This window comes from Pseudomonas tumuqii (genome assembly GCF_013184545.1).
Lineage (GTDB): Bacteria > Pseudomonadota > Gammaproteobacteria > Pseudomonadales > Pseudomonadaceae > Aquipseudomonas > Aquipseudomonas tumuqii.
This window is the reverse complement of the sequence record NZ_JAAOJA010000011.1, coordinates 25,508-51,728: the sequence shown is the minus strand read 5'-3', so window position 1 is coordinate 51,728 and position 26,221 is coordinate 25,508. Positions and strand designations below refer to the sequence as shown.

Here is a 26,221-nt window from a genome sequence, read left to right as displayed (position 1 = left end):
AGGGGGACGCCTAGTCCTTGCTGGCGATCAATGGGCGATCAATGGCTAAAAAGCATCGCCGGAGTGCCGGACCACAGCAAGCTGGCTCCTACAAAGGGGAGGGTTTACTTGGCGACCTTGCCGAACAGGCGCAGCCGGCTGATACCGCCATCCGGGAACACATTGACCCGTACATGGGTGATCGGCCCGAGCGGGTTGATCTGCTCGGCAAACTCATGCTCGGCGTGCATCTGCAGCTTCTGGCTCGGCAGCAGTTCGCGCCAGAACAGGCTCTGGGTTTCGATCTGGCTGTCGGTGCCGCCCTTGACGAAGGCGCCCTGGATCGAGCAGCTGTCCGGGTAGTTGCCCTTGAAGTGCAGGGTGTCGACCATGATGCGCTCGATCTCGCCGGGGTGGCCGAGGGCGACAATCACCCAGTCGTTGCCCGGGGTGCGGCGGCGTGCGGTTTCCCAGCCGTCGCCCATGTTGATGCCGCGGCCCGGGTTGAGGATGTTGCTCATGCGGCCGAAATGTTCGTCGGAGCAGGCCAGGGCGCGCCCGCCATTCAGTGCGGCGGCCAGGTCAATCTGCTGGTTATCGCCGACAGTGCTCCAGTCGCGGAACGGAATGCCGTAGACGCGCAGACGGGCAACGCCGCCGTCCGGGTAGATATTGAAGCGTAGGTGGGTAAAGGCCTGGCTGTTGTTGATCTCGTGGTAGTGGTGGCTGTTGCCCTGCAGCTCGACCGCGCCGAGCACTTCAGTCCACTCGGTGGCGTCGCTCGGGTCGCCTTCGGCGACGAAGCAGCCTTCCAGGGAAGCCGACGGCGGGAAGTTGCCGGTGAAGAAGCTGGTGTCGATGTCCACGCCCTTGATCGAGCCCGCCACGCCGAGGCGGATCACCGCGCTGTCGTAACCTTCGAAGCGCTTGCGCCGCGATTCCCAGCCATCCATCCACTTGCCGTTGTCGTCGAACACGCCTTCCTTCCACACCGCCGGGGTCGGCTGGAACAGGCGGTTGACGTCGGCGAACCAGTCATCGGTGACCGAAATGGCTTTGGTGCCGAGACGGGCGTCGGCCAGGTTGAGGTATTTCTCGAAGGGTACGGCGTAAGCTTTCATATCGTGTCTGCCTTAACAGTGAGGGCGTTACAGGGCTTGCAAACGGAACAGCGCGATCTTGTTGATCTCGGCCAGGGCGCAGGCGAACTCCTGCTCCGGGGCGTTATGGATGCGCTCTTCGAAGGCCGCGAGAATCTGCTGCCGGTTGCTACCTTTCACCGCCATGATGAAAGGAAAGCCGAACTTGGCCTTGTAGGCATCGTTGAGTTCGGTAAAGCGCGCGAATTCTTCGGCGCTGCATTCACTGATACCGGCGCCGGCCTGCTCGGCGGTGCTCGATGCGGTCAGCTCGCCGCGAATGGCGGCTTTGCCGGCCAGGTCCGGGTGGGCGTTGATCAGCGCCAGTTGGGCCTCATGGCTGGCGCTGAGCAGGATGTCGGCCATGCGCTGGTGCAGGCCGTCGACCTTGTCGACGCTCTGATCGAGGCCCAGCTCGAAGGCTTTCTCGGCCACCCAGGGCGAGTGCTCGTAGATGTCGGCGAAGACGTTGACGAAGTCTGCGCGGCTCAGGTGCGACGGGGTCAGGGTCCGAAAGCGGCTCATTTGCTGTTCTCGTGCTGCTGATTCAAGGAGAAGGGGTGGGTGGCGTGCCAGTGGCGGGCGATATCGACGCGGCGGGCGCACCAGACCTTGTCGTGGCCTTTGACGTACTCGATGAAGCGCGCCAGGGCGGCGATGCGCGCCGGACGGCCGAGCAGGCGGCAGTGCATGCCGATCGACAGCATCTTCGGCGCGCCGGCCACGCCTTCGGCGTAGAGCACGTCGAAGGCGTCCTTCAGGTACTGGTAGAAATCGTCGCCGGTGTTGAAACCCTGCACCTGGGTGAAGCGCATGTCGTTGGTATCCAGGGTGTAGGGGATCACCAGGTGCGGCTTGGCCGCGCTGCTGGCCGGATCCCAGTAGGGCAGGTCGTCGTCGTAGGTGTCCGAGTCATAGAGGAAACCGCCTTCCTCCATCACCAGACGCCGGGTGTTCGGCCCGGTGCGGCCGGTGTACCAGCCCAGCGGGCGCTCGCCGGTGATGTCTTTAAGGATGCGGATGGCTTCGAGCAGATGCTCGCGCTCCTCGGCCTCGTCCATGTACTGGTAGTCGATCCAGCGGTAGCCGTGGCTGCAGATCTCATGGCCGGCGGCGGCCATCGCCTTGATCGCCTCGGGGTGACGCTGGGCGGCCATGGCCACGGCGAATACGGTCAACGGGATTGCGTGCTTGTCGAACAGCTTGAGCAGACGCCAGGCCCCGGCGCGGCTGCCGTACTCGTAGAGCGATTCCATGCTCATGTTGCGTTCGCCTTGCAGCGGCTGGGCGGAGACCATCTCGGAGAGAAAGGCCTCGGACTCCGGGTCGCCGTGCAGCACGTTGCGCTCGCCGCCTTCCTCGTAGTTGAGCACGAACGACAGGGCAATACGGGCGTCGCCCGGCCAGTGCGGATGCGGCGGGTTGTTGGCGTAACCGATCAGGTCGCGTGGGTAGTCAGCGCTCACTGCAGTCTTCCTTCTTGGCGTGTTGCGGTCACTGCGTAGCCCGTGACGAGGGACGCGACCGTGATGAGGTAATTGTATACAAAATGAATGGCGATTTGTAAATAAAAAATCAGGCTTATTGCTAAATCAATTTTCGCCATCGAATCTGTGCCGGTGCTCGGGCCGTGCGCCAAGCGCATGTCTTGAGCCACGGGGTTTGCCGTCATGGCTGGGCGCGGGTTGGTGGTCTTGGCCGGATTGATTGTAAATATTATTGTGTACAATAAATTAAAAAAGTGTCTTGAATTGTTCGGCGGCATGCTATGCTCCGCTCAACTCGAGGCTGCTGGAGCCTGAGTCATCTGCCGAATTCACTAACAGTAGAGGAGGTGCGGTGTCTGCGCGGCAAGTGGCCGGCGTGGATGCCTGATCGCTATGGGACGATTGACCACACATGTTCTGGATGCCGCGCACGGCTGCCCCGGCAGCGCCATCACTGTTGAGTTGTATCGGGTCGAAGGCGCGCAGTTGCAGTTGCTCAGCCGTGTGCTGACCAACCATGACGGCCGTTGCGATGCGCCTATTCTGCAGGGCGACGACTACCGCAGCGGTGTCTACCAGTTGCAATTCCATGCGGGCGACTATTACCGCGCGCGTGGCGTGCAGTTGCCCGATCCGGCATTTCTCGATGTGGTGGTGCTGCGCTTCGGTATCGATGCCGGCCAGGAGCACTACCATGTTCCCCTGCTGATTTCCCCATACAGCTACTCCACCTATCGCGGTAGCTGATAGCGAATGCTTGTGACCCCCTGACTCATCCTTAGAGTCCCTGGCCCGCTTACATCGCGGGCTTTTTTTCTGCTGCGCGGGCGTAGGAGGGTAATTGCTGCCTAACGCGTGGCCATCCAGATCAGCAAGCCGGCCTGGAACATGCAAAACGCCACCAGGCAGGCGATGGTGAAGCGCAGGCTGCTGTCTTCGCGGCGGAACAGTTCGAGGCGCGAGTCCAGCTTGCGCAGCTTGACGTCCTGTTCGCGCAGGTTCTGGTCGGCTTGTTGCAACATGGCCGCGGCATCGAGCAGGTCGACAACCTGGACCTTTTCGCTCTGCCAATCGCTGTGCAGGCTGCTGACCCGGGCGGCGCTGTAACGGGCTTTGAGTTGCAGGGGGTCGAGGTATTCGATGTCGAAGCCCTGGGCTTGCAGGCAGTGATCGCGGCGCAGACGAGCGTCTTCGTTCAGGGCGTCCTTGGCCGGCAGGGCCGCGCCTTCTACCAGGTAGTGCGCGCAGTGTCGCTGGGCCCAGGCGATGCCCTGGGCCAGCAGGAAGCGCCCCAGGCCGCGATTGCCCGGTTCTACCAGCAAGCCCTTTTCCGGGCCGAGGCGCATCTCCTTGCTGCGGTGGTCGATCCAGACCTCCAGCAGGTTCAATTCCTTGCGCAGGCGCACGCCGGGCAGGTGCAGGGTCAGGCGCAGCAGGCTCTGGCCCTTGGCGTGCCGCTCCACCCGGCCCAGTTGCACGAAGCGCAAGGGCCGCGCGCCGGTGTGGCGGTCGACCGGCAGGGGCGCCAGGCGCAACAGGCGGAAGTGCTCGGGCGCGAGATCCGCCCAGGGATGGGCTTTCTCGACCGCAGCTTGCGCATGGGCAGTGGCATCAGGCGCAGATTGTGGGGCGTTGGCGTCGGTCATAAAGGCAGTCCTGTGCGCGATACCAGGGCAAGACGGCGCGCTGGCCCAGCCTTTATCGGCCGATTTGCGCGGCGCTGGAGGCTGGCGCTTTGCCAGTTTCCTCGATGAAGCTGACGACGCGCTCGGTCAGCAGGCGCGCCAGGGGCAGGCGCGGGTTGTCGTAGGACGCCAGTTGCGCCTTGACGTCCAGCGGGACGATGCGCAGGACGTGGTTCATGCCCTCGATTATCGCCAGTTGTGCATCGGTCTTGACGGCTTGCAAGGCCTCGGCATCGGCGACGCCGACCTGGATGTCGTGGCTGCCCTGGACGATCAGCGCCGGGATCTGCACGCGGGCGAAGGCCGCGCTGGGATCCTGGCGGAACAGTGAAATCAGGTAGGGCTGCACGCTGGGGCGAAACAGCACGCGCAGCTCAGCGGGCACCGCATCGCTCGGCTGGCCGGCCAGCAGCGAGTCGAGCAGGCGATGGCTTTGCGCGAGCAAGTTCGGCGGCAGGCGATAGTGCAGTTGTTCGCGCAGCACCTGGTCGATGGGGCGCGAGCTGCCGGCGATCGAGATCAGCGCATCGGCACCGGCTGCCGGGGCCGCCAGGCTGGCGATCAAGGCACCTTCGCTGTGGCCGATCAGGATCAGCCGGCTGAAATCACTATCGGCCTTGAGCAGCTGGCCCCAGGCGGCAACGTCGGCGACATACTGCTCGACCGTCAGGTCGCGCTCGTCCGGGGTGGCGGCACGGCTGGCGGCGATCCCGCGCTTGTCGTAACGCACGCTGGCGATGCCGTGCCTGGCCAGCGCCTGGGCCAGACGCTTGAGACTGTCGTTGTGCCCGCCGGCGGGATTATTGCCGTCGCGGTCGGTGGGTCCGGAGCCGGCAATCAGCAGCGCGACAGGCAGCGGCTGGTCGCTTTGCGGGCGCACTAAAGTGCCCTGCAGGCTGCCCTGTTCGGTGGCCAGGCTGATCGGTCGTTGCACGATGGTAAGGGGGGCGGCCTGGGCCAGGCTCGCAAGCAGGGGCAGGGTCAACAGCAGAACTCGCAGCATGATGGGCACTGTGGCAGTGGGACGTGAATTGGACGTCAACATCGACCTAAGGTTCGAGGGTGAACTGAGCCGGCGCCGCGGGTATACTCGCGGCCTTTATCGAGTAGCGGTCTGGCGCGCGCGGGCAAGCGTTGCGCCGGGCCCGGTGCTGATTCCCGCGGAGTATCCTGCAAATGTCCGGCAATACCTACGGCAAGTTGTTCACCGTCACCAGCGCTGGCGAAAGCCATGGCCCGGCGCTGGTCGCCATCGTCGATGGTTGCCCTCCGGGCCTGGAATTGTCGCTGGAAGACATGCAGCGCGACCTCGACCGGCGCAAGCCGGGCACCAGCCGCCACACCACCCAGCGTCAGGAAGACGATGTGGTGGAAATCCTCGCCGGGGTGTTCGAGGGCAAGACCACCGGCTGCGCCATCGGCCTGCTGATCCGCAATACCGATCAGAAGTCCAAGGATTACTCGGCGATCAAGGATGTCTTCCGCCCGGCCCATGCCGATTACACCTATCAGCACAAGTACGGCATCCGCGACTACCGTGGCGGTGGCCGCAGCTCGGCCCGCGAGACCGCCATGCGTGTGGCCGCCGGCGCCATCGCCAAGAAGTACCTGGCGACCCAGGGCATCGTCATTCGCGGCTACATGAGCCAGCTCGGCCCGATCGAGATTCCGTTCAAGAGCTGGGAGTCGGTGGAGCAGAACGCCTTCTTCAGCCCCGACCCGGACAAGGTGCCCGAGCTGGAGGCCTATATGGACCAGCTGCGCCGCGACCAGGATTCGGTCGGGGCGAAGATCACCGTGGTCGCCGAAGGGGTGATGCCGGGCCTGGGCGAGCCGATCTTCGACCGTCTGGACGCCGAACTGGCCCATGCGCTGATGAGCATCAACGCGGTCAAGGGCGTGGAGATCGGCGCCGGTTTCGCCAGCGTCGCCCAGCGCGGCACCGAGCATCGCGACGAGCTGACCCCCGAGGGTTTCCTGTCGAACAACGCCGGCGGCATCCTCGGCGGCATTTCCAGCGGCCAGCCGATCGTCGCCCACCTGGCGCTCAAGCCGACCTCCAGCATCACCACGCCGGGGCGCTCGATCGATGTCGCTGGCAATCCGGTGGAGGTGATCACCAAGGGCCGTCACGATCCCTGCGTCGGCATCCGCGCCACGCCGATCGCCGAGGCGATGATGGCCATCGTGCTGATGGATCACCTGCTGCGCCACCGCGCGCAGAACGCCGATGTGCGCGTCGCTACGCCGGTGCTAGGGCAGCTTTGAATAGGGGTAGGTTGGGCCGGGCCGCGCAGACTGAATGCAGTGAAGTCCAACAGCGGCCAGTGCAGTTGTTGGCCTGCAGCTCGCAATGTGGGGCTTCGTCGCTACGCTCCTCAACCCAACCTGCATCCGTTAAGCCATGACCTCCGCATTGCCCTATTGGCGCCTGTCCGGTTTCTATTTCTTCTATTTCTCGCTACTCGGCGCCACGGCTCCGTTTCTGGCGTTGTATTTCGATCACCTGGGCTTTTCCGCCGCCCGCATCGGCGAACTGGTCGCCATTCCCATGCTGATGCGCTGCATCGCCCCCAACATCTGGGGCTGGCTGGGCGATCACAGCGGCCAGCGCCTGGCCATCGTGCGTTTTGGCGCGATCTGCACGCTGCTGTGTTTCGCCGGCATCTTCATCAGCCAGAGTTATGCCTGGCTGGCCCTGATCATGGCCCTGCACGCGTTCTTCTGGCATGCGGTGCTGCCGCAGTTCGAGGTCATCACCTTCGCCCATCTGCAGGAGCAGGCGGCGCGCTACAGCAAGATTCGCCTGTGGGGCAGCATCGGCTTCATCGTCGCGGTGGTCGGCCTGGGCAAGCTGTTCGAGCTGCTCAGCCTGGATGCCTATCCCTGGGCGCTGATCCTGATCATGGGCGGCATCGTGCTGAGCAGCTGGTGGGTGCCCAACGCTCAGCCGCGCATGCGCCCCAATGCGGTGGGCGAGGGCGGCTTTATCCAGCAGTTGCGTCGCCCCGGCATCCTGGCGTTTTACCTCAGTGTCGGGCTGATGCAGCTGAGCAACGGCCCGTATTACACCTTTCTGACCCTGCACCTGGAGTCGCTCGGCTATTCGCGCGGCCTGATCGGTCAGCTCTGGGCCCTCGGGGTGCTGGCCGAGATCGTGCTGTTCATGGTCATGGCCCAGCTGCTGGCGCGGTTTTCGCTGCGCAGCGTGCTGTTGGCCAGCTTTCTGATCACCGCCGTGCGCTGGTTGTTGCTGGGCAACCTGGCCGATCATCTACTGGTATTGCTGTTCGCCCAGTTGCTGCACGCCGCGACTTTTGGCAGTTTTCACGCGGCGGCCATCCACTTCGTACAGCGCAGTTTCGCCGACCGTCAGCAGGGCCAGGGGCAGGCGTTGTACGCTGCACTGACCGGGGTTGGCGGCGCCTTGGGTGCGCTCTATTCCGGTTACAGCTGGAACAGCCTCGGCCCGGCCTGGACGTTCGCCATCGCCAGCCTGGTCGCCCTGGTCGCGGCCATCACTGCCACGCGCATGCACGAGCCGCGGCCATGAGCCGGCCGTGCTTCACGTCATTGGGTTTGGGCTCCAGCTGTGCCTTTACTCAGCCTACGGATAACCCACGAGAGTTCTGATCATGAGCAGCCTGAGCGTCTACCCCGAGTCTTCTGCCGATCTGCCGAACAAGGTGCTGACCCATCTGGAAGATATCGCCAGCACCCTGGCCGCCGTCGGTGTGCATTTCGAGCGCTGGCAGGCGCTGACGCCGCTTGCTCCTGGCTGCAGCCAGGAACAGGTACTCGCCGCCTACCGGCCGCAGATCGAGCAATTGATGAGCGAGCGCGGCTATGCCGCGGTCGATGTGCTCAGCTTGAGCGATGAGCACCCGGATAAGGCCGAGCTGCGCGCCAGGTTTCTCGACGAGCACCGGCATGCCGAGGACGAAGTGCGGTTCTTCGTGGTGGGCAGCGGCCTGTTCAGCCTGCATATCGACGACTACGTCTACGCCGTGTTGTGCGAGAAGGGAGACCTGATCTCGGTGCCGGCCGGCACGCGGCACTGGTTCGACATGGGCGAGCATCCGCACTTCGTGATGATCCGTCTGTTCAGCAATACCGATGGCTGGGTCGCCGAGTTCACCGGCGATGATATTGCCAGCCGTTTCCCGCGGCTGGATGATTGATACTCGGCTGGTTCGGGGGCTGAAGCGGTAGGGCCTGCGCAACATAGCGCTTGCGCAACGCCAGGCATCGATGGCTATGCTAGTCGGGCAACCCTTCGCACAGGAGTGTCCCCATGGGTTCTACTATGAATGGCCTTGTCGGCCTGATTATTCTGGTTCTGAGTATCTGGGCCATCATCAATATCGTCAAAAGCAACACCGAGGTCGGCAAGAAAGTCCTCTGGGTGCTGTTGATCCTGTTTCTGCCGGTGATCGGTCTGATCATCTGGGCGCTGCTGGGGCCGCGTGGCAACGTGCGTTTCTAAAGGCATGATCCGCCTGGTCGGCTGGGTGTTGCTGGCCTGGCTGAGCCTGCCTGGCTTCGCCTACGCCAGCGATAGCCAGGCATGGGATGCCCTGCGTGAAGGCCGCGCGCTGTTGCTGTTGCGCCATGCCAGCGCACCGGGTTTCGGTGATCCGGCGAACTTCCAACTCGGCGATTGCACCACCCAGCGCAACCTCAGCGAGCAGGGTCGCGAGGAGTCCCGGCGTTGGGGCACATTGCTGCGCAGCCAGTGGATCGAGCAGCCCAGGCTATTCAGCAGCCGCTGGTGCCGGGCGCGCGATACGGCGCAGGAAATGGATCTGGGGGCGGTCGAAGCCATGCCGGCGCTGGACTCCTTCTTCGCCAGCCGCGCACGCGCCAGCCAGCAGACCGCGGAGCTGGTCGCCCAGGTCAATAGTTTGGCGCGCGGTGCACCTATGGTGCTGGTGTCTCATCAGGTGAATATCAGCGCCTTGACCGGCATCTATCCCGCCTCCGGCGAAGGCCTGATCCTGGCCTTGCCGCTCGGCGTTCCGGCCCAGGTGCTGGCGCGCATTCCGGCGCCCTAGTGTGCTGTCTCAGAATCGATGACACCAGCTCGTAGGGTGCGCCGTGCGCACCAGGCACCCAGTTGTCAGTGGTGCGCACAGCCTAGGCGGCTCCGCGCTCCCTACACAGGCCAGCCGCAGCTGCTTGAGCAATGATTATTGCGAGACAGCACACTAGCAGCCCGCCTCAAAGCGCCAGCGTTGCCTGCTCCGGTACCTGCGCCCCTTCCAGCTGCAACAGCAGCGCCTTGCGCGCCAGGCCACCGGCATAACCGGTCAGGCTGCCGTCGCGGCCGATCACCCGGTGGCAGGGGATGATCACCGCGATGGGGTTGGCGCCATTGGCCGCGCCGACCGCACGCACCGCCTTGGGTCGGGCGATCTGCGCGGCCAGGGCGCTGTAACTGCTGGTCTGGCCGAAGGGGATGCGTTGTAACGCCTGCCACACCGCCTGTTGAAAGAGCGTGCCGTGCGGCGCCAGGCGCAGCTCGAAGCGCCGACGGCGGCCGGCGAAGTAGTCGTCGAGTTGCCGACACACCTCATCCAGTTCGCCAGCAGCGGTTCGCCAGTGCTCACCGATCTGCCAGGGTTTGTCGTCGATCTCCATCAGCAGTTGCTGCAGGCCGGTTTCATCGCCGGCCAGCAGCAGGCGGCCGAGAGGGCTGGGGTGGTAGCGGTAGAACATGGCCATTCACCTCTGCGAATAGTTGTGCCACAGGTGGGCGGCGGCGTAGGCGCGCCACGGTCGCCAGGCTTCGGCGCGGGCCTTGAGTTGCCTGGTGTCGATGCCGTCGGCGCCCCACAGTGGCGCCTTGAGCAGGCCCAGGTCGCTGGCGGGAAAGGCATCGGCGGCGCCGAAGGCGCGCAGCGCTATGTATTCGGCGGTCCAGGGGCCGATGCCGGGCAGGGCGCAGAGCCGTTCGATCAGGGCTTCGCTGCCATGGCGCAGATCCAGGTGCAAGGCGCCGCTGGCGACCAGCCCGGCGAAGTGCTGCAGCGTCTGTACGCGTTTACCCGGCATGCCGATGCCCTCCAGGTTGGCCCCGGCGATTGCCGCGGCGCTGGGGAACAGGCGGTCGACGCCGCTGCCGTCGGCCGCCGGTAGAGGCTCGCCCAGACGCATGACCAGGCGCCCGCTGATGGTCACCGCGGCTTTTACCGTGACCTGCTGACCGACGATGGCCCGCACCGCCTGCTCGAACGGGTCGAAGGCGGTCGGCAGGCGCAGCCCCGGATTGCGCGCGACCAGCGCAGCCAGGTAGGGATCCTGGGCGAAATGCCTGCCGATGCGCTGCGGTTCGGCATCCAGGTCGAACATCCGTCGCACCCGCTGCTGCAATTCGGCCAGGCAGGGGATGGCCGAGGCGCTGTAGCTCAGGGCCAGGGCGTTCTGTCCGGGCTGCGGGCTTACCCTGAACCAGCCGCTGACGTTGGCCAGCCGGAAGCTGCGGCAGTAACACTCGCGGCTCAGCCGTTCGACGCCCGCCAGGGCGCGCAGGGCGAAGTGGTCGTGGAACTGCTGCCAATCCCAGGGGGCGTGGTAGGGCAACAGCAGCGTGGCTTGCGGGGCGTTATTCATGCCCGGACGATACCCCCGGGTCGCGCGCTTGTCAGCGCCAAACTGACTTTCAAAAGGCGCTGTACTCGTAGCCTGGTCCGTAGGGGCGTGGCCCGCCGCTTGGCTTTTGTGCGTGGCGGTTTTGCCGGCCACCCGCAATTTCTCTCGATAACACTGCGATTGGCGGCGCTGTGGCGCTAGACTTGCTGCGCTTTGCCCTTGTAGTGAGCGGCGCAGCCCCCATCTTTTGATTTCTTCTTTTTACAGGTGCGTGCATTTTTTATGAGTACCGCTCTGTCCATCCGGCAGTTGACCAAAACCTACGGCAATGGCTTCCAGGCTCTGCATGGCATCGACCTGGATGTCGCCGAAGGGGATTTTTTCGCCTTGCTCGGCCCCAATGGCGCCGGCAAATCCACCACCATCGGCATTCTCTCGACCCTGGTGACCAAGACCAGCGGCACGGTCAACGTGTTCGGCCATGACCTGGACAAGCAGCCGGCGGCGCTCAAGCGTTGCCTGGGCGTGGTGCCCCAGGAGTTCAATTTCAACCAGTTCGAGAAGGTCTTCGACATCGTCGTGACCCAGGCCGGTTATTACGGGATTCCCGCGCGCATCGCCAAGCAGCGTGCCGAGCAGTACCTCAACCAGCTGGGGCTGTGGGACAAGCGCAATGTGCCCTCGCGCGAGCTGTCCGGCGGCATGAAGCGGCGGCTGATGATCGCCCGCGCCCTGGTCCATCAGCCGCGCCTGCTGATTCTCGATGAGCCGACCGCCGGGGTCGATATCGAGTTGCGCCGCTCGATGTGGAGTTTCCTCACCGAGCTCAACCAGCAAGGCATCACCATCATCCTCACCACCCATTATCTGGAGGAGGCCGAGCAGTTGTGCCGCAACATCGGCATCATCGATCACGGCCGGATCGTCGAGAACACCAGCATGCGCGAGTTGCTCAAGAAGCTGCACGTGGAGACCTTCCTGCTCGACCTGAAGGAGTCGCTACTGGTGCCGCCGCAACTGATCGGTTACCCGGCGCACCTGCTCGACCATCACACCCTGGAAGTGCAAATCGACAAGGACCAGGGCATTACCGAACTGTTCCGCCAGTTGGCGCTGCAGAAAATCGAGGTGCTCAGCTTGCGCAATAAAACCAATCGCCTGGAGGAGTTGTTCGTCTCCCTGGTCGAGAAGAACCTGGCGAAGGTGGCGGTATGAGCACGGCTTATCTGAATTCCGAGTTCGCCGCCAACATGGTGGCGTTGCGCACCATCGTCTACCGCGAGATCCGCCGCTTCACCCGCATCTGGCCACAGACTCTGCTGCCGCCGGCGATCACCATGGTTCTGTACTTCGTCATCTTCGGCAACCTGATCGGCCGGCAGATCGGCGACATGGGCGGCTTCACCTACATGGAATACATAGTGCCGGGGCTGATCATGATGTCGGTGATCACCAACTCCTACGGCAACGTGGTGTCGAGCTTCTTCGGCAGCAAGTTCCAGCGCTCGATCGAGGAGCTGATGGTGTCGCCGGTGTCGCCGCACATCATCCTCGTCGGCTATGTGGTGGGCGGGGTGCTGCGCGGGCTGGCGGTAGGCCTGATCGTCACCCTGCTGTCGCTGTTCTTCACCCACCTGCAGGTGCATCACCTCGGCGTGACCGTGCTGGTGGTGCTGCTGACCGCGACCATCTTCTCCCTGGGCGGCTTCATCAACGCGGTGTTCGCGCGCAACTTCGACGACATCTCGATCATTCCGACCTTCGTCCTGACGCCGCTGACCTACCTGGGCGGGGTGTTCTACTCGATCAGCCTGCTGCCACCGTTCTGGCAGACCCTGTCGCTGGTCAACCCGGTGCTGCATATGGTCAATGCCTTTCGCTACGGCATCCTCGGCGTATCGGACATTCGCATCGGTGTCGCCATCGGCTTCATGCTGATAGCCACCGCCGTGTTGTATGGCGTGTGCATTCGCTTGCTGGTCAGCGGGCGCGGCATGCGTCAGTAACAGGTGTTGGCAAACAATATCGGGAAACATCTTTAACGGCTGAAAGGCGCGGCGAAGCCGTTAGACTCAGCCTCTACAGAATCATTGGGGTTGTATATGTCTGCCCGTCCGCGCCCGTTATTCGTCGCATTGCTGCTGCTTTCGACCCTTTGGCCATTGGCGCAGGCGGCGGAAGGCCCATTGGTCGAAGTCGTGCAGGTGGAAAAAGCCCTGGTGCGCGACGAGCTGATTACCTTCGGCTCGCTGCGCTCCGATGAGTCGGTGATGATCCGCCCGGAAATCGAAGGGCGTCTGGCCTCCTTGCATTTCCGCGAAGGCCAGGCCGTCGCGGTCGGAACCTTGCTGGTCAGCCTGGACGATGCGATTACCCGTGCCGAGCTGGCCCAGGCGCAGGCCAATCTGTATCTGGCGGAAAAAAATCATCAGCGCGCGCAGATGCTGTTCAAGCGCGGCGCCAGCAATGCCCAGGCGCTGGATGAAGCCAGTGCCCAGCAGCAAGCCGCCCGCGCCAGCCTGGCGTTGGCCCAGGCGCGCCTGGACAAGACCCGGATTCATGCACCGCACAGCGGAGTCCTGGGCCTGCGCCAGGTCAGCCCGGGCGACTACCTGAGCGCCGGCCAGGACATCGTCAACTTGGAGGTGCTCGATCCGCTCAAGGTCGACTTCCGCATTCCGCAGAAGGCCATCAGCCAGATTCGCCTGCAGCAGAGCATCGAGATCAGCCTCGACGCCTATCCGGGCGAGCGCTTCAGCGGCGAGATCTACGCCATCAACCCGCGCCTGGATGAAGCCGGGCGCAGCCAGGCGATTCGCGCCCATATCGAGAATGCCGATGGGCGCCTGAGCCCCGGCCAGTTCGTCAAGGTGTCGGTGATTCTCGCCGAGCGCCCCGATGCCCTGGTGATCCCCGAGGAGGCGGTGATGCCGGTCGGCGAGCGCCTGCTGGTCAACCTGGTGGTGGACGGCAAGGTCGAGGTGCGCGAGGTCAAGCTGGGCAAGCGTGCAGCCGGTACGGTCGAGGTGCGCGAAGGCCTGGTCGGTGATGAAAGCCTGATCAGCGCCGGTTGGCAGAAGGTGCGCGCGGGCATGGCGGTGCGCACCAAGGTGGTGGAGCCCGTGCTATGACGCTGTCGGACATCTGCATCCGCCGGCCGGTATTCGCCACCGTGCTGTCGCTGATCCTGGTGCTGCTCGGCCTGATGGCCTATGACCGCCTGAGCGTGCGCGAATACCCCAACGTCGACGTGCCCATCGTCACGGTCAACGTCACTTATCCGGGAGCCAGCCCGGAAATCATGGAGTCCCAGGTCGCCCAGCCGATCGAGGATGTACTCTCGGGCATCGAGGGTCTGGACTTCGTCAGTTCCATCAGCCGCTCGGAAAACACCCAGATCACGGCCCAGTTCAAGCTGGGTGCCAACAGCGACGAAGCGGCCAACGATGTCCGCGACCGGCTCGGCCGGGTGCGCGGACTGCTGCCGGATGAAATCATCGAACCCATCGTGCAGAAGGTCGAGGCCGATGCCCAGCCGGTGGTGTGGATCGCCTTCTACAGCGAACGCTACAGCGCCATGGAGATCACCGACCTGCTGGAGCGGGTGATCAAGGACCGCCTGCAGACCATCGCCGGCGTCTCCGAGGTGCAGATCCGCGGTGGTCGGACCCTGGCCATGCGCATCTGGCTCGACCCGGAAAAGCTCGCCGCGCACAACCTCACCGTACAGGACGTGGAAGACGCCCTGCGCCGGCAGAATGTGGAGATTCCCGCCGGGCGCATCGAGTCGCGCGAGCGCGAGTTCACCGTGCTCTCGGAAACCGATCTGAATACCCCGGAGCAGTTCAACCAGCTGATTCTCGATGACTCGCAGGGCTATCTGCTGCGCCTGGCCGATGTCGGCTATGCCGCGATAGGCCCGCAGAACGAGCGCAGCATCGTGCGTTACAAGGGCCGTCCGGCGGTGTCCATGGGCGTGATCAAGCAGGCCACGGCCAACCCGCTGGATATCTCCGATGGCTTGAGCGCGGCCCTGCCGGAAGTGCGCGCGCTGTTGCCCGAAGGCATGGAAATGGCCATCGCCCACGACAATTCGCTGTTCATTCGCGAGTCGATCGACAATGTCTTCATCACCATCTGGGAAGCGGTGGCGCTGGTCATCCTGATCATCTTCATCTTCCTGCGTTCGCTGCGCGCCACCATCATTCCGTTGGTGACCATCCCGGTGTCGCTGATCGGCGCCTTCGCCCTGATGAGCCTGATGGGCTTCACCATCAACACCCTGACCCTGCTGGCCATGGTCCTGGCGATCGGCCTGGTGGTGGACGATGCCATCGTCATGCTGGAGAACATCCACCGGCATATCGAGGAGGGCATGCAGCCCATGCAGGCGGCGCTCAAGGGCAGCCGCGAGATCGCCTTCGCGGTGATCGCCATGACCCTGACCCTGGCCGCGGTGTTCGCCCCCATCGGTTTCATGCAGGGCACCACCGGCAAGCTGTTCACCGAGTTTGCCTGGACCCTGGCCGGCGCCGTGCTGGTCTCGGGTTTTGTCGCCCTGACCCTGACCCCGATGATGTGCGCGGTACTGCTCAAGCCGCATCGGGCCGGCGAGCGGCACAACCGCCTGTACAACCTGATCGAGGATTTCCTCAACGGCCTGACCCATGGCTACAGGCGCTTGCTGGCCCGCGCCCTGGCGGCCTGGTGGCTGGTGCTGGGGGTGCTGCTGCTGGCCCTGCTGGCCTGTCTGCTGCTGTTCGCCGGCTTGAAGGCCGAGCTGGCGCCGACCGAGGACACCAGCACCATCATCGGCGTGTTCAACGGCCCGGACGGCGCCACCATCGGCTACACCGGGCGCTATGCGCGGGAGATCGAGGCGGCCTACGAGAGCATCCCGGAAACCAACCGCTACATGGTGATCGCCGGTTTTCCCACGGTGGCCCAGGGTATTTCCTTCATGAAGCTGGAGGATTGGGGCGACCGCTCGCGCAGCCAGTTCGAGATTCGCAACGAGCTGCTGCCCAAGCTGCAGGACATCGCCGGGGTGCGCGCCTTTCCGGTCAACCGGCCGCCGCTGGGGCAGAGCGCACGCAACCAGCCGGTCAACTTCGTGATCCGCTCCTCGATGGAATATGCCGAGTTGCAGGGCTACGTCGATGAGCTGTTGGACAGCCTGCGTGATTACCCCGGTCTGGAAAGCCTGGACAGCGACCTCAAACTGAATGCGCCACAGCTCAAGGTGGCGATCAATCGCGAGCAGGCGGTCGCAGTCGGCACCGACGTGGCGACCATCGGCCGCAGCCTGGAAAGTCTGTTCGGCAGCCGCCAGGTCACCCGCTTCAAGCAGAACGGCGAACAGTACGACGTGATGGTGCAATTGCAGGGCGTCGACCGCAGCAATCCGCAGGATCTCGACCGCGTCTATGTGCGCGGGCGTGACGACAGCATGGTGCAGATGTCCAACCTGATCGAGGTGCGCGAGACGGTGGCGCCGCGCGAACTCAATCACTTCAACCAGTTGCGTGCGGTGACGGTGAGTGCCAACGTCGGTGCCGGCCACACCCTGGGCGAGGTGCTGGCCCATCTGGAAAACACCGCCCGCGATGTATTCCCGCCGGACACGCAATACGACTACACCGGTACCTCGCGTGACTTCAAGGAGTCCAGCGCCGGTATCGCGCTGATCTTCGCCCTGGCCCTGGCCTTTATCTTCCTGGTGCTGGCGGCGCAGTTCGAGAGCTTCAGCGATCCGCTGATCATCCTGTTCAGCGTGCCGCTGTCGATGGCCGGCGCCTTGCTGGCGCTGACCCTGTTCGGCGGTACCCTGAATATCTACTCGCAGATCGGCCTGGTGACCCTGATCGGCCTGATCACCAAGCACGGCATCCTCATCGTCGAGTTCGCCAACGTGCTGCTGCGCCAGGGCCATGAGCTGCGCGGCGCGGTGATAGACGCCTCGGTGCAGCGCCTGCGGCCGATCCTGATGACCACCGGGGCGATGGTCCTGGGTTCCTTGCCCCTGGCCATCGCCAGCGGCGCCGGCGCCGAAAGCCGCCAGCAGATCGGCCTGGTGATCGTTGGCGGCCTGCTGGTCGGCACCTTCTTCACCCTGTTCGTGATTCCCACACTCTATATGCTGCTGCGCAGCTGGCGGCCGATCAAACAGCAGAGCGACGAAGTGGCGGTAGCGTAATGCAGTAATCCAGCATGCACAGTGTCTGTGGGAGGGGCTTTAGCCGCGATAGGGCGCGTCGCGGCTAAAGCCCCTCCCACAAGTGTTACTCGACCTTGAGCACCAGCTTGCCGAAGTTCTCCCCGCTGAACAGCTTGAGCAGGGTTTCCGGGAAGGTCTGCAGGCCAACCACGATGTCTTCCTTGGACTTCAGCTTGCCGCTGGCCAGCCAGCCTGCCATTTCCTGGGCCGCCTCGGCGAAGCGTGGGGCGTAGGTCATCACCACCATGCCTTCCATGCGTGCGCTGTTGACCAGCAGGTTCAGGTAGTTGGCCGGGCCCTTGACCGCTTCCTTGTTGTTGTACTGGCTGATCGCGCCGCAGATGATCACCCGTGCCTTGAAGGCCAGGCGGGTGAGCACGGCATCGAGGATGTCGCCGCCGACGTTGTCGAAATACACGTCCACACCTTTCGGGCACTCGCGTTTCAGGGCGGCGTGCAGGTCTTCATTCTTGTAGTCGATGGCGCCATCGAAGCCCAGTTCGTCGATCAGGAACTTGCACTTGTCCGCGCCGCCGGCAATGCCGACCACGCGGCAGCCCTTGAGCTTGGCGATCTGCCCGGCAATGCTGCCGACCGCGCCGGCGGCGCCGGAAATCACCACGGTTTCACCGGCCTTGGGCGCGCCGACATCGAGCAGGGCGAAATAGGCGGTCATGCCGGTCATGCCCAGGGCGGAGAGGTACAGCGGCAAGGGGGCGCGCTTGGCGTCGACCTTGTAGAAGCCCTTGGGTTCGCCGAGGAAGTAGTCCTGCACGCCCAGGGCGCCGTTGACATGGTCGCCGACGGCGAAATCGGGGTGCTGCGAGGCGACCACCTCACCGACGCCGAGGGCGCGCATCACCTCGCCGATGCCGACCGGCGGGATATAGGACTTGGCGTCGTTCATCCAGCCGCGCATGGCCGGGTCGAGGGACAGATAGAGGTTCTTGACCAGGATCTGGCCGGGTCCGGGTTCGCCGAGCGGGGTTTCCACGTAGCTGAAGGTGTCGCGGCTGGGCAGGCCGACGGGGCGTTGGGCGAGGAGGAATTGGCGGTTGAGGCTGGCAGTCATGATCGGTACTCATTGAACGGAAAGACTTGTGATAGCCCCTGCTGGGCCGATGGGCAAGGTTTGCCCTGGGGCCGAATGGCTGACGATCCATTCGGGTGATGGCGCGACGGGGTGTTAATCATTATTTTGCATGAGGCCATAACCGTTGTTCGAATAGTGCTGCCGCCTCGGCTGCTGCTCTGACTAGACTCGGCGCAGACTTTCACTCCTTGTGAGGACACGCAGATGAGTTTGAGCTTTTCCGGCCAGGTTGCCCTGGTCACCGGCGGCGCTGCCGGTATTGGCCGTGCGACGGCCCTGGCTTTCGCCAACGAAGGCCTCAAGGTAGTGGTTTCCGATGTCGACGTGGCGGGCGGCGAAGGCACCGTCGAGCTGATCCGCGCAGCCGGCGGCCAAGCCACCTTCGTGCGCTGCGACGTGACCCGCGATGCCGAGGTCAAGGCGTTGATGGATGCCTCGGTAGCCGCCTACGGTCGCCTGGACTATGCCTTCAACAATGCCGGCATCGAGATCGAGAAGGGCAAGCTGGCCGAGGGCACCGAGGCCGAGTTCGACGCCCTCATGGGCGTCAACGTCAAAGGCGTGTGGCTGTGCATGAAGTACCAGATTCCGTTGCTGCTGGCCCAGGGCGGCGGTGCCATCGTCAACACCGCCTCGGTCGCCGGCCTCGGCGCGGCGCCGAAGATGAGCATCTACAGCGCCTCCAAGCATGCGGTCATTGGCCTGACCAAGTCGGCGGCGGTGGAATACGCGAAGAAGAAAATCCGCGTCAACGCGGTGTGCCCGGCGGTGATCGACACCGACATGTTCCGCCGCGCCCACGAGGCCGACCCGAAGAAGGCCGAGTTCGCCGCCGCCATGCACCCGGTCGGGCGCATCGGCAAGGTCGAGGAAATCGCCACCGCGGTGCTCTACCTGTGCTGCGATGGCGCCGCCTTCACCACCGGCCACGCCCTGGCGGTGGACGGCGGGGCGACGGCGATCTGATCGCGCTTCGCTCGGAGCAAAACAAAGGCGCCTATCCAGGCGCCTTTGTTCTTTGGGGTGCCCCCAACCTACGAGTAGCCCGGATGAAATCCGGGAAAATTACCACCCCGTCCAGCGCCCCCGGATTGCATCCGGGCTACGGTTCTCGGGCGTTTCGTAGGAGCGGGCCATGCCCGCGATGCTTTTTGCAGGCATGCCCTGTCGCGGCCATGAACTAGGCGTCCCCGCCGCTCCTACAAAGCCTCCGAGCCCCGATACCCATCAATCCTTGCCAACATTAAGAATCGCCAGGGTCAGCAGTCCCGCCACTATCCCCCAGAACGCCGAACCGACCGAGAACAGGGTCATGCCCGAGGCGGTGACCAGGAAGGTGATCAGCGCCGCTTCGCGTTCCTTGGGTTCGCTCATGGCATGGGTCAGGCCGCCGATGATCGAGGCGAATAGCGCAAGCGCCGCGATCGACAGGATCAGCGCCTTGGGCAGGGCGGCGAACAGGGCGGCGAGGGTGGCGCCGAAGATCCCGGCGATGCCGTAGAACAGCCCGCACCAGACCGCGGCGGTGTAGCGCTTGGCCGGGTCCTCATGGGCTTCGGGGCCGGCGCAGATCGCGGCGCTGATCGCCGCCATATGAATGCCGTGGGAGCCGAAGGGCGCCAGCAGGATGGAGGCCAGGCCGCTGGTGGTCAGCAACGGCGAGGCCGGCAGGTTGTAGCCGTTGGCACGCAGCACGGCCATGCCGGGCAGGTTCTGCGAGGCCATGGCGACGATGAACAGCGGGATGCCGATGCTGATCGACGCGGCCCAGGAGAAGCTCGGCGTGGTCCATTCGGGGGTGGCCAGCTGCAGCTCGAATTCGCTGAAATCCAGCAGGCCGAACAACCCGGCCAGCAGGCAGCCGACGATCAGCGCGGCGAGCACCGCATAGCGCGGCAGCAGGCGTTTGCCCAGCAGGTAGGCGAACAGCATCGCCACCACCAGCACCGGCTGTTGCTCGGCGGCGCCGCAGATTTCCAGGCCGATCTTGAACAGCACCCCGGCCAGCAGGGCGGCGGCGATGGAGCCGGGGATGCGCCGCATGATGTGGTCGAAACTGCCGGTCAGGCCGATCAGTACGATCAGCCCCGAGGCGAGGATATAGGCGCCGATCGCCTCGCCGTAGGGCACCCCCGGCAGGCTGCTGATCAGCAAGGCGGCGCCCGGGGTCGACCAGGCGATCATCACCGGCGCGCGGTAGCGCAGCGACAGGCCGATGCTGGTCACCGCCATGCCGATCGACAGCGCCCAGATCCACGAGGAAATCTGCCCGCTGCTCAGCCCCGCCGCCTGGCCAGCCTGGAACATCAGCACCAGCGAGCTGGTGTAGCCGGTGAGCATGGCGATGAAGCCGGCGACCACCGCCGAGGTCGAGCTATCGGCCAGGAGGCGCAGGCGGCCTTGCGTCAGTTCCTGCATCAGAGCACTTCCTGCACGTCGGCGAAGATGGGATAGAGCGAAGCGACCAAGAGCAGCGCCATGCCGATATTGAAGCCGCGCAGCACCCGCGGATTGCTCAACCAGTTGCGCAGCAGGCTGCCGGCCATGGTCCAGAGGCCGACGCTGGGGCAGTTGACCAGGGCGAACAGGGCGGCGATCAGCAGCACGTTGACCACGAAATTATCCTGTGGCGTGTAGGTGGTGATGGCGCCGATGGCCATTACCCAGGCCTTGGGGTTGACCCACTGAAACGCCGCCGCCTGGAGGAAACTGAACGGTTTGCCACTGGCCTGGGCTTGGCTCTCGGGCGCGCCGGCGTTTGCGATTTTCCAGGCCAGGTAGAGCAGGTAAGTCGCGCCCAGGTAGCGCAGCAGGCTGTAGAGCAGCGGCACCTGCTCGAACACCTGGCCAAGGCCCAAACCCACCGCCATCACCAGCACCATGAAACCCAGGCTGATGCCGAACATGTGCGGCAGGCTGCGGCGCATGCCGAAGTTAACCCCGGAGGCGAGCAGCATCATGTTGTTCGGTCCCGGCGTCACCGAGGTGACGAAGGCAAAGGCGATAAAGGCAATCAGCAGTTCAGCGGTCATGGCAGGGCACTCGGTGGCAGTGCTTGCAAGCCTAAGGGCTGATGCCATGGGTGTCGCGATACAGCGAAGCGTGCAAAGGGCCATACAGTTGGGCCGGGCATCCTCATCGGCCAGTACAGTGAGGCGGACAAGCGGCGTCATGTTTGCACGGCCTTGTTGCAAAGCCGACAGGAGGGCGGCTTTGCGACAACGGGTTATTCAGATAATCCATTTAAAATCAATCAGTTATTGTTTGGTATGGGCATTGCAACAGGCTTCGTGTGCGACACCGATGACGCGGAGGGGTGCGATGAAAGCCAAGGACATTGCCGAGCTGCTCGATGAGCCTGCCTGCAGCCACAACAAGAAGGAAAAATCCGGCTGCGCCAAGCCCAAGCCGGGTGCCACCGATGGCGGCTGCGCCTTCGACGGCGCGCAGATCGCCCTGCTGCCGATCGCCGATGTGGCGCACATCGTCCATGGCCCGATCGCCTGCGCCGGCAGTTCCTGGGACAACCGCGGCACCCGCTCCAGCGGCCCGCAGCTGTACCGCATCGGCATGACCACCGACCTGTCCGAGCAGGACGTGATCATGGGCCGCGCCGAGAAACGCCTGTTCCATGCCATCCGCCAGGCGGTGGAGGGCTACGCGCCGGCGGCGGTGTTCGTCTACAACACCTGCGTGCCGGCGCTGATCGGCGACGACGTCGACGCCATCTGCAAGGCCGCCGGCGAGCACTTCAATACGCCGGTGGTGCCGGTGGACGCGGCCGGCTTCTACGGCACCAAGAACCTCGGCAACCGCATCGCCGGCGAGGCCATGCTCAAGTACGTGATCGGCAGCCGCGAACCCGATCCGCTGCCGGCCGGCAGTGCGCGCCCGGGCATCCGCGTGCATGACGTCAACCTGATCGGCGAGTACAACATCGCCGGCGAGTTCTGGCATGTGCTGCCGCTGCTCGACGAGCTGGGCCTGCGCGTGCTCTGCACCCTGTCCGGCGATGCGCGCTTTCGCGAGGTGCAGAGCATGCACGCCGCCGCGGTGAACATGATGGTCTGCTCCAAGGCCATGCTCAACGTCGCGCGCAAGCTGCAGGAGCGCTACGGCACGCCCTGGTTCGAGGGCAGTTTCTACGGCATCACCGACACCTCCCAGGCGTTGCGCGACTTCGCCCGGCTGATCGGCGATGCGGATCTGACCGTGCGTACCGAGGCGCTGATCGCGCGCGAGGAGATGAAGATCCGCCTGGCCCTGGAACCCTGGCGTGCACGCCTGGCCGGCAAGCGCGTGCTGCTCTACACCGGCGGGGTGAAGTCCTGGTCGGTGATCTCGGCGTTGCAGGACCTGGGCATGAAAGTGGTCGCCACCGGCACCAAGAAATCCACCGAGGAAGACAAGGCGCGCATCCGCGAGCTGATGGGCGATGAGGTGAAGATGCTCGACGAAGGCAACCCGCGCGCGCTGCTCAAGGCCGTCGAGGAGTACCGCGCCGACATCCTCATCGCCGGCGGACGCAACATGTACACCGCGCTGAAGGCACGCATCCCCTTCCTCGACATCAATCAGGAGCGCGAATTCGGCTACGCCGGCTACACCGGCATGCTCGAGCTGGTGCGCCAGCTCTGCCTGACCCTGGAAAGCCCGGTGTGGCAAGCGGTGCGCCGTCCGGCGCCCTGGGACCAGAGCGGGGCTGTCGCCCTGCACGTCGCGAACGGTTGAGGGGGCAGCATGGCCGAGATCATCAAGCGCAACAAAGCCCTGGCCGTCAGCCCGCTGAAAGCCAGCCAGACCATGGGTGGCACGCTGGCCTTCCTCGGCCTGGCGCGCAGCATGCCGCTGATGCACGGCTCGCAGGGCTGCACCGCCTTCGCCAAGGTGTTCTTCGTGCGTCACTTCCGCGAGCCGGTGCCGCTGCAGACCACGGCGATGGACCAGGTCAGTTCGGTGATGGGCGCCGACGAGAATATCGTCGAGGCGCTCAGGACCCTCTGCGACAAGCAGCACCCGGCGGTCATCGGCCTGCTCAGCACCGGCCTGGCGGAAACCCAGGGTTGCGACCTGCACAGCGCATTGCACGAATTTCGCCGCGAGTACGCCGAGTACCGGGATGTCGCCATAGTGCCGGTGAACACCCCGGATTTTTCCGGCAGTTTCGAGAGCGGCTTCGCCGTGGCGGTCAAGGCCATCATCGAAACCCTGGTGCCCGAGCAGCAGGGCCGCGCCGGCCAGCGCCCGCGCCAGGTCAACGTGCTGTGCTCGGCCAGCCTGACCCCGGGCGACCTGGAATTCATCAGCGACAGCATCGAGAGCTTCGGCCTGCGCCCGTTGCTGATTCCCGACCTGTCCGGCTCGCTCGACGGTCACCTCGACGAGGCCGCCTTCAACCCCTTGACCACCGGCGGGCTGAGTGTGGCCGAGTTGGCCACGGCGGGGCAGAGCATTGCCACCCTGGTGGTCGGGCAGAGCCTGCATGGCGCCGCCGATGCCCTGGCCGCGCGCACCGGCGTGCCGCAGCGGCGCTTCGGCCTGTTGCTCGGCCTGGACGGGGTGGATGCCTGGCTGCTGGCCCTGGCCGAGATCAGCGGCACGCCGGTGCCCGAGCGCTGGCAGAAGCAGCGGCGCCAGCTGCAGGACTGCATGCTCGACACCCACTTCATGCTCGGCGATGCGCGACTGGCCATCGCCGCCGATGCCGATCTGCTGCTCGGCTTCGACGCGCTGCTGCGCGGCATGGGCGCGCGCACGGTCAGCGCCGTGGTGCCGGCCAATTCCGCGGCGCTGGCGGACTCGCCGCTGGCCTGCATCCAGGTCGGCGATCTCGAGGATCTCGAACAGGGTGCGCGCGCTCAGCAGGCCCAGCTGCTGCTGGGCAACAGTCACGCCCAGGCCTGCGCCCAGCGCCTGGGCCTGCCGCTGCTGCGCATGGGCTTTCCGCTATACGACCTGCTCGGCGGCTTCCAGCGCTGCTGGGTCGGCTATCGCGGCAGCAGCCAGGTGCTGTTCGACATCGCCAACCTGCTGGTCGAGCGGCACCAGGGCATCGCCCCCTATCGCTCGATCTATGCGCAGAAACCCCTTACCGAACAGCCGCAACGGAGGCACTGAGCCATGGCCCGCCCGACTCGACAACTGCAGGTACTGGATGCCGAGGACGACGGCAGCCTGCTCAAGGTGGCCTTCGCCTCCGCCGATCGTGAGCACGTCGACCAGCACTTCGGCTCGTCGCGCGCCTTCGTCATCTACGGGGTCAATCCGCAGCATGCGCAACTGCTCTCGGTGGCCGAGTTCGGCGATCAGGAGCAGGACGGCAACGAGGACAAACTGGTCAGCAAGCTGGGCCTGCTCGACGGCTGCATCGCCGTGTACTGCCGCGCCTGCGGGGCCTCGGCGGTGCGCCAGCTGCTGGCCATCGGCGTACAGCCGGTGAAGGTCGCCGAATCGGCGCGCATCGCCGAGCTGATCGAGACCCTGCAGGCCGAACTGCGCGAAGGCCCCTCGGCCTGGCTGGCCAAGGCCATTCAGCGCACCCAGGGCGCGGATCATCAGCGCTTCGCCGCCATGGCGAGCGAAGCCTGGGACGAATAAAGCCGAACATTTCAGCGAGGAAACACCGCATGTATGACGCACCTGAACAACAACCCGTAGTGCTGGAGGACGACGCCGCCCTGCAGCAGCCGATCATCCGCCAGATGCTGGTCCAGCTGCGCTGCATGGACAGCTATGGCACCTACGACACCTGGAGCGACGCCCGGGTGCTCGATCCGCTGGTGCTGACCAAGGAACGCCGCCGGGCCATCCCGGTGGTGGGCGATCCCGACGAGACCACGCTGGCGCGGATCAAGGCCTACTACAACGCCATCGCCCAGATGGTCGAGCGCGAGACCGGGCTGCTCGCCGTGCCGGTGCTCAACATCAGCCACGAGGGTTTCGGCCGCGCGCTGATTCTGGTCGGCAAGCTGGTGGCGTTGGACAAGACCCTGCGCGACGTCCACCGCTTCGGTTTCGACTCGCTCGACGCGCTGGTCGGCGAAGCCGAGAAGCAGCTGGGCAAGGCCGCCGGCCTGGTTGCCGCGCACCGCGACGTCGCCGAACTCTGAACATAGGAGACCGACATGATCGAAGAACAACTCAAGGCGCTGCACAAGGAAGTCAGCCAGAAGAAGCGTATCGCCAGCGACTGGGCTGGGCAGATCCATGACCTGGTCGAGGATCGGCTGCTCAGTGCCTACGACGAGTTGCCGGAGCTGGCCCGGCGCACCCACCAGGCATGCCTGGACTGGGCCGAGGCCAAGGCGCGGCTGGATCAGGCCAGCGCGTCCTGAGCGCGTATGCAGCAACAGCCACACACACAACCGTAGCCCCCCGGGGAGGAGACAGAGCATGGCCGAGGCAATGATTAGCGGGCGCACCCGGGGTGGGCTCGAGTGGATTCCGCAGTTCGTCACCGCGCTGGATGCGCAGAAATGCATCGGCTGCGGGCGCTGCTACAAGGTCTGTCCACGCGATGTGTTCACCCTGGCCGAGCGCAGCACGGTGCTCGATGACGCCGAGGATTTCTACGACGAGGATGATGAAATGCAGGTGATGACCATCAAGGATGCGCTCGACTGCATCGGCTGCACGTCCTGCGCCAAGGTCTGCCCCAAGCAGTGCCACAGCCACCAAGCCCTCGCGTGTTGAGGAGACGGACATGGCCAAGCCCGAGTACCACCTGTTTAACTGTACCCAGCGGCGTCCGGATGGACATCCGCGCGGCAGCTGCGCCGGCAAGGGCGGCGAGGCGATGTTCGATGCCTTCGCCCAGGCGCTGATCCAGCGCAACCTGCTGGGCCGCATCGCCCTGACCAGCACCGGCTGCCTCGGCCCGTGCCAGGCCGGGGCCAACCTGCTGATCTACCCCGGCGCGGTGATGTACAGCTGGGTCGAGCCGGCGGACGTCGGGCCGATCGTCGAACAGCACCTGCTGGGCGGCGAGCCCTATGCGGAAAAACTCACCCCGACGGAGCTGTGGTAGCGCC

At 64.8% G+C, this 26,221-nt stretch carries 29 protein-coding genes; 18 read left to right on the top strand and 11 right to left on the bottom strand.

Features of this window, described 5'->3' with window-relative positions; all coding sequences use genetic code 11:
• Window positions 1-104 precede the first annotated feature (104 nt).
• Genes alc through G9C89_RS18820 form a run of 4 tightly spaced genes read right to left on the bottom strand, consistent with a single transcriptional unit; the run spans window position 105 to window position 2,883 of the window.
• Window positions 105-1,100, bottom strand: coding sequence for an allantoicase (gene alc / locus G9C89_RS18835; protein ID WP_172150937.1), 996 nt, complete (start codon window positions 1,098-1,100; stop codon window positions 105-107).
• Between the two features lie 27 nt (window positions 1,101-1,127).
• Window positions 1,128-1,643: a 2-oxo-4-hydroxy-4-carboxy-5-ureidoimidazoline decarboxylase gene (gene uraD / locus G9C89_RS18830; protein WP_172150935.1), complete on the bottom strand. Its 516-nt coding sequence runs from the start codon at window positions 1,641-1,643 to the stop codon at window positions 1,128-1,130.
• Complete coding sequence (gene puuE, locus G9C89_RS18825) at window positions 1,640-2,584, bottom strand: allantoinase PuuE (RefSeq protein WP_172150933.1); 945 nt, start codon at window positions 2,582-2,584, stop codon at window positions 1,640-1,642. Before puuE ends, uraD begins: the two co-directional genes overlap by 4 nt.
• Window positions 2,581-2,883, bottom strand: a complete 303-nt coding sequence (locus G9C89_RS18820; RefSeq protein ID WP_172150931.1) for a hypothetical protein — start codon at window positions 2,881-2,883, stop codon at window positions 2,581-2,583. The genes puuE and G9C89_RS18820 overlap by 4 nt, the downstream gene beginning before the upstream one ends.
• A 115-nt stretch (window positions 2,884-2,998) precedes the next feature.
• On the opposite strand from G9C89_RS18820, the gene uraH reads away from it, so the two are divergent.
• On the top strand, window positions 2,999-3,352 hold the full coding sequence (uraH, locus tag G9C89_RS18815) for a hydroxyisourate hydrolase (RefSeq protein ID WP_172150929.1): 354 nt from the start codon (window positions 2,999-3,001) through the stop codon (window positions 3,350-3,352).
• 101 nt (window positions 3,353-3,453) lie between these two features.
• On the opposite strand, the gene G9C89_RS18810 is transcribed toward uraH, so the two are convergent.
• On the bottom strand, window positions 3,454-4,251 hold the full coding sequence (locus G9C89_RS18810; RefSeq protein WP_172150917.1) for a hypothetical protein: 798 nt from the start codon (window positions 4,249-4,251) through the stop codon (window positions 3,454-3,456).
• A 52-nt stretch (window positions 4,252-4,303) separates the two neighbouring features.
• The gene (locus G9C89_RS18805; RefSeq protein ID WP_172150915.1) at window positions 4,304-5,293 is read right to left on the bottom strand and encodes an alpha/beta hydrolase; all 990 of its coding nucleotides are present in this window, start codon (window positions 5,291-5,293) and stop codon (window positions 4,304-4,306) included.
• Between the two features lie 173 nt (window positions 5,294-5,466).
• Here G9C89_RS18805 and aroC point away from each other — a divergent pair, with 173 nt between their 5' ends.
• The 5 genes from aroC (at window position 5,467) to G9C89_RS18780 (ending at window position 9,344) form a co-directional block, all read left to right on the top strand.
• Entirely contained in the window at window positions 5,467-6,558 is a 1,092-nt protein-coding gene (gene aroC, locus G9C89_RS18800; RefSeq protein WP_172150913.1) for a chorismate synthase, read from the top strand.
• Between the two features lie 136 nt (window positions 6,559-6,694).
• A complete protein-coding gene (locus tag G9C89_RS18795) occupies window positions 6,695-7,843 on the top strand; it encodes an MFS transporter (protein WP_172150901.1) in 1,149 nt (382 codons plus the stop codon).
• Between the two features lie 82 nt (window positions 7,844-7,925).
• Window positions 7,926-8,471: a 1,2-dihydroxy-3-keto-5-methylthiopentene dioxygenase gene (locus G9C89_RS18790; RefSeq protein ID WP_172150899.1), complete on the top strand. Its 546-nt coding sequence runs from the start codon at window positions 7,926-7,928 to the stop codon at window positions 8,469-8,471.
• A gap of 113 nt (window positions 8,472-8,584) precedes the next feature.
• Window positions 8,585-8,776 carry a PLDc N-terminal domain-containing protein gene (locus G9C89_RS18785; protein ID WP_172150897.1) on the top strand — a complete coding sequence of 64 codons (192 nt, stop codon included), beginning with the start codon at window positions 8,585-8,587 and terminating at the stop codon, window positions 8,774-8,776.
• Window positions 8,777-8,780: 4 nt separating this feature from the next.
• Window positions 8,781-9,344: a histidine phosphatase family protein gene (locus tag G9C89_RS18780; RefSeq protein WP_172150894.1), complete on the top strand. Its 564-nt coding sequence runs from the start codon at window positions 8,781-8,783 to the stop codon at window positions 9,342-9,344.
• Window positions 9,345-9,510: 166 nt separating this feature from the next.
• Here G9C89_RS18780 and G9C89_RS18775 read toward each other — a convergent pair whose 3' ends face one another.
• On the bottom strand, window positions 9,511-10,008 hold the full coding sequence (locus G9C89_RS18775; RefSeq protein ID WP_172150892.1) for a methylated-DNA--[protein]-cysteine S-methyltransferase: 498 nt from the start codon (window positions 10,006-10,008) through the stop codon (window positions 9,511-9,513).
• Between the two features lie 6 nt (window positions 10,009-10,014).
• Window positions 10,015-10,902 carry a DNA-3-methyladenine glycosylase family protein gene (locus tag G9C89_RS18770; protein WP_172150890.1) on the bottom strand — a complete coding sequence of 296 codons (888 nt, stop codon included), beginning with the start codon at window positions 10,900-10,902 and terminating at the stop codon, window positions 10,015-10,017.
• Window positions 10,903-11,163: 261 nt separating this feature from the next.
• Here G9C89_RS18770 and G9C89_RS18765 point away from each other — a divergent pair, with 261 nt between their 5' ends.
• The 4 genes from G9C89_RS18765 to G9C89_RS18750 all read left to right on the top strand — a co-directional run bounded on the left by G9C89_RS18765 (window position 11,164) and on the right by G9C89_RS18750 (window position 17,077).
• Window positions 11,164-12,096, top strand: coding sequence for an ABC transporter ATP-binding protein (locus tag G9C89_RS18765; protein WP_172150883.1), 933 nt, complete (start codon window positions 11,164-11,166; stop codon window positions 12,094-12,096).
• Between the two features lie 11 nt (window positions 12,097-12,107).
• Window positions 12,108-12,887: an ABC transporter permease gene (locus G9C89_RS18760; RefSeq protein WP_172151210.1), complete on the top strand. Its 780-nt coding sequence runs from the start codon at window positions 12,108-12,110 to the stop codon at window positions 12,885-12,887.
• A 96-nt stretch (window positions 12,888-12,983) separates the two neighbouring features.
• Window positions 12,984-14,012 (top strand): efflux RND transporter periplasmic adaptor subunit, encoded by a 1,029-nt coding sequence (locus tag G9C89_RS18755; RefSeq protein WP_172150882.1) that lies wholly within the window; start codon window positions 12,984-12,986, stop codon window positions 14,010-14,012.
• Entirely contained in the window at window positions 14,009-17,077 is a 3,069-nt protein-coding gene (locus G9C89_RS18750) for an efflux RND transporter permease subunit (protein WP_172150881.1), read from the top strand. Before G9C89_RS18755 ends, G9C89_RS18750 begins: the two co-directional genes overlap by 4 nt.
• Window positions 17,078-17,162: 85 nt before the next feature.
• Here G9C89_RS18750 and G9C89_RS18745 read toward each other — a convergent pair whose 3' ends face one another.
• A complete protein-coding gene (locus G9C89_RS18745) occupies window positions 17,163-18,170 on the bottom strand; it encodes an NADP-dependent oxidoreductase (RefSeq protein WP_172150880.1) in 1,008 nt (335 codons plus the stop codon).
• Between the two features lie 225 nt (window positions 18,171-18,395).
• Here G9C89_RS18745 and G9C89_RS18740 point away from each other — a divergent pair, with 225 nt between their 5' ends.
• Entirely contained in the window at window positions 18,396-19,157 is a 762-nt protein-coding gene (locus G9C89_RS18740; RefSeq protein ID WP_172150879.1) for an SDR family oxidoreductase, read from the top strand.
• A gap of 261 nt (window positions 19,158-19,418) precedes the next feature.
• Here the strand turns inward: G9C89_RS18740 and G9C89_RS18735 are convergent, their stop codons facing one another.
• The gene (locus tag G9C89_RS18735) at window positions 19,419-20,609 is read right to left on the bottom strand and encodes a benzoate/H(+) symporter BenE family transporter (protein WP_172150878.1); all 1,191 of its coding nucleotides are present in this window, start codon (window positions 20,607-20,609) and stop codon (window positions 19,419-19,421) included.
• Window positions 20,609-21,223 (bottom strand): LysE family translocator, encoded by a 615-nt coding sequence (locus tag G9C89_RS18730; RefSeq protein ID WP_172150877.1) that lies wholly within the window; start codon window positions 21,221-21,223, stop codon window positions 20,609-20,611. The genes G9C89_RS18735 and G9C89_RS18730 overlap by 1 nt, the downstream gene beginning before the upstream one ends.
• 289 nt (window positions 21,224-21,512) lie before the next feature.
• Here G9C89_RS18730 and nifE point away from each other — a divergent pair, with 289 nt between their 5' ends.
• From nifE to G9C89_RS18695, 7 genes are read left to right on the top strand one after another with little or no spacing between them, the layout of a single operon-like run.
• Entirely contained in the window at window positions 21,513-22,922 is a 1,410-nt protein-coding gene (nifE, locus tag G9C89_RS18725) for a nitrogenase iron-molybdenum cofactor biosynthesis protein NifE (protein ID WP_172150876.1), read from the top strand.
• A gap of 9 nt (window positions 22,923-22,931) precedes the next feature.
• Window positions 22,932-24,308: a nitrogenase iron-molybdenum cofactor biosynthesis protein NifN gene (nifN, locus tag G9C89_RS18720; protein WP_172150875.1), complete on the top strand. Its 1,377-nt coding sequence runs from the start codon at window positions 22,932-22,934 to the stop codon at window positions 24,306-24,308.
• Window positions 24,309-24,311: 3 nt separating this feature from the next.
• Complete coding sequence (locus G9C89_RS18715) at window positions 24,312-24,788, top strand: NifB/NifX family molybdenum-iron cluster-binding protein (RefSeq protein WP_172150873.1); 477 nt, start codon at window positions 24,312-24,314, stop codon at window positions 24,786-24,788.
• 29 nt (window positions 24,789-24,817) lie between these two features.
• A complete protein-coding gene (locus G9C89_RS18710; RefSeq protein WP_172150871.1) occupies window positions 24,818-25,300 on the top strand; it encodes a NifX-associated nitrogen fixation protein in 483 nt (160 codons plus the stop codon).
• Between the two features lie 15 nt (window positions 25,301-25,315).
• A complete protein-coding gene (locus tag G9C89_RS18705; RefSeq protein WP_172150869.1) occupies window positions 25,316-25,525 on the top strand; it encodes a CCE_0567 family metalloprotein in 210 nt (69 codons plus the stop codon).
• 58 nt (window positions 25,526-25,583) lie between these two features.
• Window positions 25,584-25,883: a ferredoxin III, nif-specific gene (fdxB, locus tag G9C89_RS18700; protein ID WP_172150868.1), complete on the top strand. Its 300-nt coding sequence runs from the start codon at window positions 25,584-25,586 to the stop codon at window positions 25,881-25,883.
• A 10-nt stretch (window positions 25,884-25,893) separates the two neighbouring features.
• Complete coding sequence (locus G9C89_RS18695) at window positions 25,894-26,217, top strand: 2Fe-2S ferredoxin (RefSeq protein ID WP_172150867.1); 324 nt, start codon at window positions 25,894-25,896, stop codon at window positions 26,215-26,217.
• The last annotated feature ends 4 nt before the right edge of the window (window positions 26,218-26,221 follow it).